The sequence below is a fragment of the uncultured Bacteroides sp. genome (assembly GCF_902491285.1).
In the GTDB taxonomy this organism is placed as follows: Bacteria; Bacteroidota; Bacteroidia; order Bacteroidales; family Bacteroidaceae; genus Bacteroides.
The window spans coordinates 1-8,475 of the sequence record NZ_CABUHK010000132.1; the positions used below are offsets into that span (position 1 = coordinate 1).

5 protein-coding genes are annotated in these 8,475 nt (G+C 38.0%); all 5 read left to right on the top strand.

Translation table 11 applies throughout. The features are described 5' to 3' along the window. The first annotated feature begins 65 nt into the window (after window positions 1–65). The 5 genes from RDN93_RS20900 (at window position 66) to RDN93_RS20920 (ending at window position 8,382) form a co-directional block, all read left to right on the top strand. On the top strand, window positions 66–1,376 hold the full coding sequence (locus RDN93_RS20900) for a VapE domain-containing protein (RefSeq protein WP_308747277.1): 1,311 nt from the start codon (window positions 66–68) through the stop codon (window positions 1,374–1,376). 189 nt (window positions 1,377–1,565) lie between these two features. After that, window positions 1,566–4,535 (top strand): type I restriction endonuclease subunit R, encoded by a 2,970-nt coding sequence (locus RDN93_RS20905; protein WP_308747278.1) that lies wholly within the window; start codon window positions 1,566–1,568, stop codon window positions 4,533–4,535. Window positions 4,536–4,550: 15 nt separating this feature from the next. Continuing rightward, window positions 4,551–5,714, top strand: coding sequence for an AAA family ATPase (locus tag RDN93_RS20910; protein ID WP_308747279.1), 1,164 nt, complete (start codon window positions 4,551–4,553; stop codon window positions 5,712–5,714). Between the two features lie 2 nt (window positions 5,715–5,716). Beyond that, window positions 5,717–7,342, top strand: coding sequence for a type I restriction-modification system subunit M (locus tag RDN93_RS20915; RefSeq protein ID WP_308747280.1), 1,626 nt, complete (start codon window positions 5,717–5,719; stop codon window positions 7,340–7,342). A 5-nt stretch (window positions 7,343–7,347) separates the two neighbouring features. Then, window positions 7,348–8,382, top strand: a complete 1,035-nt coding sequence (locus RDN93_RS20920; RefSeq protein ID WP_308747281.1) for a virulence RhuM family protein — start codon at window positions 7,348–7,350, stop codon at window positions 8,380–8,382. Window positions 8,383–8,475: the final 93 nt, after the last annotated feature.

The window sequence follows — 8,475 nt, forward strand, 5'->3', positions numbered from 1 at the left end:
TTATACCTTAGCAGCATCAACCGGTCGAAAAAACAACATTTATTCATTTAAAAAAGAAGAAAAATATGAAGACATTAGAATATAACTCAAAACGTTTGGCGAGAAGAATACGGGTATTGATGAAAGAATCGTCAAAGGTCGCTGTCCCGCCGAACGTTCCAGAAGACGAACCGAAAATGCAGGAAACGCACGGGCTAGAAGGAAATAAGCAGGAAGTACAAAAACACCCCGTCCTTCTCACGCAACAAGTGATTGACTTTTTGAAAGCACGATATGACTTCCGTTACAACCTGCTGACCGAAGAAACTGAATTCCGGCCATCCGGTCAACGGGATGTCTCTTTTTGTCGCATAGACAGGCGGGAACTGAACTCTTTCTGCCTGGAAGCCCACAAAGAGGGCATCAACTGCTGGGACAAAGACCTTCAAAGATACATCTACTCCACCCAAGTGGAAAGCTACCACCCTTTCCGGCTCTACATGAACGAACTACCGACATGGGACGGAACGGATCGGTTAAAGCCTTTAGCGAAACGAGTATCCGACGCTCCGTTATGGATAAAAAGTTTCCATACCTGGATGCTCGGACTTGCCGCCCAATGGCTGGGAGTGAATCAGGCACAAGCCAACAGCGTAGCCCCGATACTTATCAGCGAAGAGCAAGGACGCCATAAGTCCACCTTCTGCCGCATGCTGATGCCGCCACAACTAGCCCGTTATTATTCTGACAATCTGAAACTCACCGCACAGGGCAATCCCGAACGTCTCCTTGCCGAGATGGGGTTGCTCAATATGGATGAATTTGACAAATACGGAGCACAAAAGATACCGTTACTGAAAAATCTGATGCAGATGCCCAGCCTCAACATCCGCAAAGCCTATCAGAAAAATTTCCGGCCACTCCCCCGTATTGCCTCTTTCATCGGAACCAGCAACCGCACCGACCTGCTCCGCGACCCGACAGGCAGCCGCCGATTCATCTGTATTGAAGCGGAACATGATATCGACTGCACCCGAATAGAACATTCACAAATCTATGCCCAACTGAAAGAGGAACTGCTTGCAGGCGCCCGCCACTGGTTCAGCAAAGAAGAAGAACATGCCTTGCAACGTCATAACGTCGCATATTATCATGTCAACCCCATAGAAGACATTGTACGCAGCACATACGCGCCTGCCACGTTGGATGAACCGGATTGCTTGTCGCTCTCCGCTGCTATTATCCATCAGGAATTGAAAAAGAGATTTCCGGCTATATTGCGTAGCTGTACTCCTATCCAGTTGGCACAAGTTCTGACTGCGGCAAGTATCAGCCGACAGCATACGAGATTGGGGAATGTGTATTTGGTGAAGAGGGTGAAGGATGGTGAAGAGTGAAAATAGTGCCGTTCATTCACAGGAAGTAGTTGTGAATGAACGGATAAGCTTTAGGTGAAGAGAGTGGAGAACGGTTTATAAAAATAAAGTACATTATTCAAGAACAAAAAAGTTTTAGGATCACCTCCGAGTATTTGGATATTATCGTTATCTTTGGAAACTTTATTTCATTAATTAATATCATTTGAGATGATGAGAGAAGCCCAAATAGAAGAACTATTTATAAAAAAGTTAGAAGAACTCAAATACTCCTATCGCAGAGATATTCGCGACAGAAACTCTCTTGAACAAAACTTCCGAGAAAAGTTTGAGTCTCTCAATCGGGTAAGGCTGACTGAAAACGAATTTGAACGGCTGAAAGCCGAAATTATAACACCTGATGTATTTGCTGCTTCAAAGTTGCTGCGTGAAAGGAATTATTTTCAACGTGAAGATGGCACTCCTCTACATTATACATTAGTGAACATAAAAGACTGGTGTAAGAATGAATATGAGGTTATCAACCAATTGAGAATAAATACAGGAAACAGTAACCATCGATATGATGTCATTATTCTTATTAATGGTATCCCGGTAGTTCAGGTCGAATTAAAAACATTAGAAGTTTCACCTAGGAAAGCAATACAACAAATTGTTGATTACAAAAACGATGTTGGTAACGGTTATACCAACTCATTACTTTGTTTTATGCAATTATTTATTGTTAGTAATAGGAGTGACACCCGTTACTTTGCCAATAATCAAAATCAACATTTTAGTTTTGATTCCAACGAGCAATTTCTACCTGTGTATCAACTTGCAAATGAGCGGAATAGAAAAATCAGACATTTAGACTCTTTTGCAGAACTATTCTTACCCAAATGTACATTGGGAGAAATGATTAGTAAATATATGGTTTTGGTAGAAAGCGAGCAAAAACTATTGATTATGCGCCCCTATCAAATCTATGCAGTAAAAGCAATTGTAAACTGCATTCATCAAAATCGGGGTAACGGTTATATATGGCACACTACAGGTAGTGGAAAAACGCTTACTTCTTTCAAAGCCTCCACGTTATTGAAAGATAATCCGGACATAGAAAAATGTCTTTTCGTTGTTGACCGCAAAGACTTGGACAGGCAAACCCGTGAAGAGTTTAATAAGTTTCAAGAAGGAAGTGTAGAAGAAAACACCAATACCGAAACACTTGTAAGGCGACTACTTTCTACTGATTATGCAGATAAAGTCATTGTAACGACCATCCAGAAATTGGGTTTGGCACTGGATGGAAACCATAAAAAGAACTATAAAGAACGCTTAAATCCATTGAGTAAAAAACGAATGGTTTTCATCTTTGATGAATGTCACCGTTCACAATTTGGTGAGAATCATAAAGCTATCAAGGAATTCTTCCCTAATGCTCAACTATTTGGTTTTACCGGAACACCTATTTTCGATGATAACGCAACGCAAAAGACTATAGAAGATGAACATGCTTCCAACAAGACTACTAAAGATATTTTCGAGAAAGAACTGCATGCATACACTATTACAAATGCAATTGATGACAAAAACGTATTACGTTTTCATGTAGAATATTTTAAAGGAAAAGGGAGCATTAATCCTAAGCCAGGAGAAACCATTACTCAACAAGCAGTGATTGAGGCTATTATAAACAAGCACAATGCCGCAACCAATTCGAGGAAGTTTAATGCGATTCTGGCAACCGCTTCCATAAACAATGCCATAGAATATTATAACCTTTTCAAAGAAATCCAGAAACAAAAACAGAAAACAAACAAAGACTATCTACCTCTAAATATAGCCTGCGTTTTTTCACCTCCGGCAGAGGGTAATAAAGATATTCAGCAAATTCAGGAAGACTTGGAGCAAGAAAAAGAAGACAACAAGCAAAATCCTGATGAGAAGAAAGCAGCATTAAAGAGTATTATCAGGGATTATAATAAACAATACGGAACAAATCACAACATTAATGAGTTTGATTTGTATTACCAAGATGTACAAAAGCGCATCAAAGACCAGCAATATAGTAATACTGATTACCCCCACAAGAATAAAATCGACATCGTTATTGTGGTAGATATGCTACTTACAGGTTTTGACTCTAAATATCTCAACACTTTGTATGTAGATAAAAATCTAAGATATCACGGACTGATACAAGCTTTTTCACGTACCAACCGTGTTCTAAACGATACTAAACCATACGGAAATATATTAGATTTCCGCCACCAGGAAAATGCCGTAAACGAAGCTATCGCTTTGTTCTCAGGAGAAAAATCTGAAGAACAAGCGAAAAAAATCTGGTTAGTTGATCCGGCTCCTGTAGTAATTGAGAAATATAAAGAAGCCGTAGCAGCTTTAGGGGATTTCATGCGACAAAATAATTTAGCTTATGAACCTCAGGAAGTATATAATTTAAAGGGAGATACTTCGCGAATCGCTTTTGTCAAAAATTTCAAGGAAGTACAGCGATTAAAAACCCAACTCGACCAATATACAGACTTAAATGAGGAACAACAAACTCAAATAGAAGAGATATTGCCTGAAAATACTTTCCGTTCATTTAAAAGTTCGTACATAGAAACGGCTAAGCAATTTAGGGAGATACAACAAAAAGGCGGCGATAACATACCCGTGGACGTTCAACAACTTGATTTTGAGTTTGTGCTTTTTTCTTCAGCATTGATCGACTATGATTACATCATGGGACTAATTGCTGACAGCACTCAAAAGAAACCATCTAAACAGAAAATGACAAAAGCACAAATCATCAATCTGCTTTGTTCAAGTTCTAATTTAATGGATGAACAAGAAGATTTAACAGAATACATAAAAAGTTTGGATTGGAATAATGGTCAAGATGTGCAATCGCTACATGATGGTTACAATGCTTTTAAGATAGAAAAAAATGAGAAAGAACTATCCGATATCGCAAACAAACACGGACTGACCGCATCTGCCTTAAAGGATTTTACAAACAAAATTATGCAACGTATGATTTTCGACGGTGAAAAACTAACGGATCTCCTTGAACCGTTAGAACTAAGTTGGAAAGAACGCCGTACGAAAGAACTTGCATTGATGGCAGACTTAGTCCCTCACTTAAAAAAACAAGCTCAAGGGCGTGAGATTTCAGGATTAGCCGCTTATGAATAACATAAAGAAAAGAATATGAGTAACCAACCTAAAATATATAAATATAAAGATTTGTCGGGACTAGCCGCAAGGTTACGTGGCGATCTGGTTGAACATGATTTTGTCATACTTTACGCTCATAATGGAACAGGTAAGACCCGTTTATCTATAGAGTTTAAGAATAAAGGAAAAAAGAAAATAAACGGAGACACTCTCTATTTTAATGCTTTCACCGAGGATCTGTTTCATTGGGACAATGACTTGGAAAATGATATGGATCGTGTTCTTAAAATAAATGCTGATTCAAAATTCTTCAATGCATTTAAAGAATTAGCCCTGGAAGAGAAAATCTTCGCATACCTGGAACGCTATGCGGAATTTGACTTCAAATTTGATTATGAAAAATGGGAAATAAGCTTCAGCAAACAGATTCCCAATCCCAAACATAGGTTTAACAACAAAGAGCCTGAATATATCATTCAGAACAATATCAAAATTTCTCGTGGCGAAGAGAATATTTTTATCTGGTGTATCTTTCTTGCCATCTGCGAACTGACAATTGATGGCGCAGAAGCTTACAATTGGGTTGAATACATTTACATAGACGATCCAATCTCCTCGTTGGATGACAATAATGCTATTGCTGTAGCCAGTGATTTATCTCAGTTGTTGAAAAAAGGAAAAGATAAGGTCAAATCCGTTATTTCATCTCACCACAGTTTGTTTTTCAACGTCGTTTACAATGAATTAAAGCAAAAACAGTGCAAACGATATTTTCTACATAAGAATGGAACTGACGGGTATACTCTACAGGCAACTGACGAAACACCTTTTTTCCATCATATAGCCATATTGAGCGAACTCAAACAAGTGATGGATTCCGGTAAAATCAACACTTATCATTTCAATATGTTACGCAGTATTCTAGAAAAGACATCTACATTCTTCGGATATGATGACTTTTCAAAATGTATTCATGGAGTAGAGGATGAAGTACTTTACTCACGTGCACTAAATCTGCTAAGCCATGGTAAATATTCGATTTATGAACCTGTAGAAATGGGGGATGACAACAAAGTTCTTTTTATAAAGATATTGCGAGCGTTTTTAGATAAATATCAATTTGACTTACCTATTCTTCTAATTGAAGAAGAAAAAGAAATGATTGATTCGATTGACAAAGAAAAAAAGAAAAATTAAATATGACTGTACAAGATCAAAAACAATTAGGTAAAACCCTTTGGGAAATAGCAGACGGTTTGCGTGGAGCAATGAATGCAGATGACTTTCGCGATTATATGCTATCATTTCTTTTTCTACGCTATTTGTCTGATAATTACGAAGAAGCTGTAAAGAAAGAATTGGGGAGAGATTATCCTCAGTTGGAAGAAGACAATAAACATAAAGCTTTAGGGGTATGGTATAAAGCAAATGAAATGGACGTACCGGAATTTGAAAAACAAATGCGCCGTAAAGTTCATTATGTTATAAAACCTCAATATTTATGGAGTAATATTTCAGAAATGGCTCGTACTCAAGATGGTGAGTTACTGAAAACACTTGAAGAAGGCTTTAGATACATTGAGAATGAGTCATTTGAAAGTACTTTTCAAGGCTTGTTTTCGGAAATAAACTTGAATTCGGAAAAGTTAGGCAGAACAGCCTCGGATAGGAATAAGAAACTTTGCACTATTATTCAAAAAATAGCAGAAGGAATTGCCAGATTCTCAACAGATACAGACATTTTAGGCGATGCTTATGAATATCTTATCGGTCAGTTTGCTGCAGGCTCGGGGAAGAAGGCCGGAGAGTTTTATACTCCGCAACAGCTATCAACTATTTTATCTAAAATTGTGATTTTAGATAGTCAAGACCCGGCATTAGGAGAAAAAAATAAATTAGACAGAGTATTGGATTTCGCATGTGGATCCGGCTCCTTATTATTGAATGTTCGCAGACAGTTAGTAGAAACCGAAGGAAGTATAGGGAAAATATATGGGCAAGAAAAGAATATTACCACCTATAACCTTGCCCGTATGAATATGCTGTTACATGGGCTCAAAGATACAGAATTCGAGATACACCATGGTGACACATTAATAAATGACTGGAATATTCTGAACGAAATGAATCCTGCAAAAAAGATGGAATTCGATGCCATCGTTGCAAATCCCCCTTTCAGCTTACGTTGGGAGCCTAATGACACGCTAACAGAAGATTTCCGTTTCAAGAACTATGGCATTGCCCCTAAATCGGCTGCTGACTTTGCATTCTTGTTGCACGGCTTCCATTTCTTATCCAATGGAGGGACAATGGCTATTATACTCCCGCATGGAGTATTGTTTCGTAGTGGTGCAGAGGAACGTATTCGCACCAAACTACTGAAAGATAATAATATAGATACAGTAATAGGTTTACCTTCTAATCTGTTCTTTTCTACAGGGATTCCGGTTTGCATTTTAGTATTAAAGAAATGCAAGAAATTTGATGATGTTCTTTTCATCAATGCCAGTGAGCATTTTGAAAAAGATAAGAGACAAAATCGCCTACGAGAAGGAGAAGACGGCAAGCCTAATGACATTCAGAAAATCATAGAAACATATCAATTCCGAAAAGAGGAAGAACGATATTCCCGACGGATATCTATGGACGAGATTGAGCAAAACGGTTATAATCTTAATATTTCTCGGTACGTAAGCACGTTCAAAGAAGAAGAGCCCATTGACATACATGCAGTAATGGCTGAAATCAAAGAACTTGAAGCAAAACGAGCTGATTTAGACAAAGAAATAAATGTTTATCTGAAAGAACTTGGATTGATAGAGTAATAACAATGTCGAAAAATATTGAAATAAAAAATAGTACAGCCGAGTTCCTCATGTTCGTGATGGAAGGTAAAGAAGACGGTGTACAAGTGACGTATAAAGACGAAACAATTTGGTGCACGCAGAAGGCAATGGCTACACTATTCGATGTAGGTGTTCCTGCCATTAGTAAGCACTTGAAGAATATCTTCGATACAGGTGAACTTTCAGAAAAATCAGTTATTTCCATTTTGGAAACAACTGCCTCAGATGGCAAATCCTATAAAACTTCTTTCTATTCGCTCGATGCTATTATTTCTGTTGGTTACCGTGTGAATTCTGTCCGTGCCACTCAATTCCGCCAATGGGCAACCTACATATTGCGGCAATTTGCCATACGTGGTTATGTTATTGATAAAAAGCGAATGGAAAATGGTTCATTCATTGGTGAAGACTATTTCGAGCATTTGCTTGCCGAAATTAGGGAAATAAGACTAAGCGAACGTCGCTTCTATCAGAAGCTAACCGATATATATGCCACAGCCATCGATTACAATAAGGATGCACCAACTACTCGTCTATTTTTTAAAAAAGTGCAAAACAAAATGCACTTTGCCGTACATGGTCATACTGCTGCTGAACTGATAGTAGAGCGAGCCAATGCACAAAAAGAAAATATGGGATTGACAACTTGGGAAAATGCCCCTGACGGGAAAATTGTAAAACCTGATGTGAGTATAGCAAAAAATTATTTAAATGAATTAGAATTAGAAGATATGGGACGTTTGGTCAACGCTACTCTAGATATGGCTGAACGTATGGCAAAACGACATATCCCTATGACTATGGAAGATTGGGCAAGACGAATAGATATTATTCTCGAAGCTGGAGATAATGCAGTGTTGATTGATGCGGGTAAAGTTACCGCAGAGTTTGCTAAATCTTTTGCTGAATCAGAGTTCGAAAAATATCGAATTGTACAGGACAGGTTATTCTGTTCTGACTTTGACCGGTTTGATGACAACGATATCCTTTCATTCGATTTTAACCTTAATGAAGAATAATTTTAACCTTAATGAAGAATAACAGTTATGGCAAATAATAACAATACAAAAAACCTCAATGTTCCAAATTTGAGATTCCCGGAGTTTAAGGGG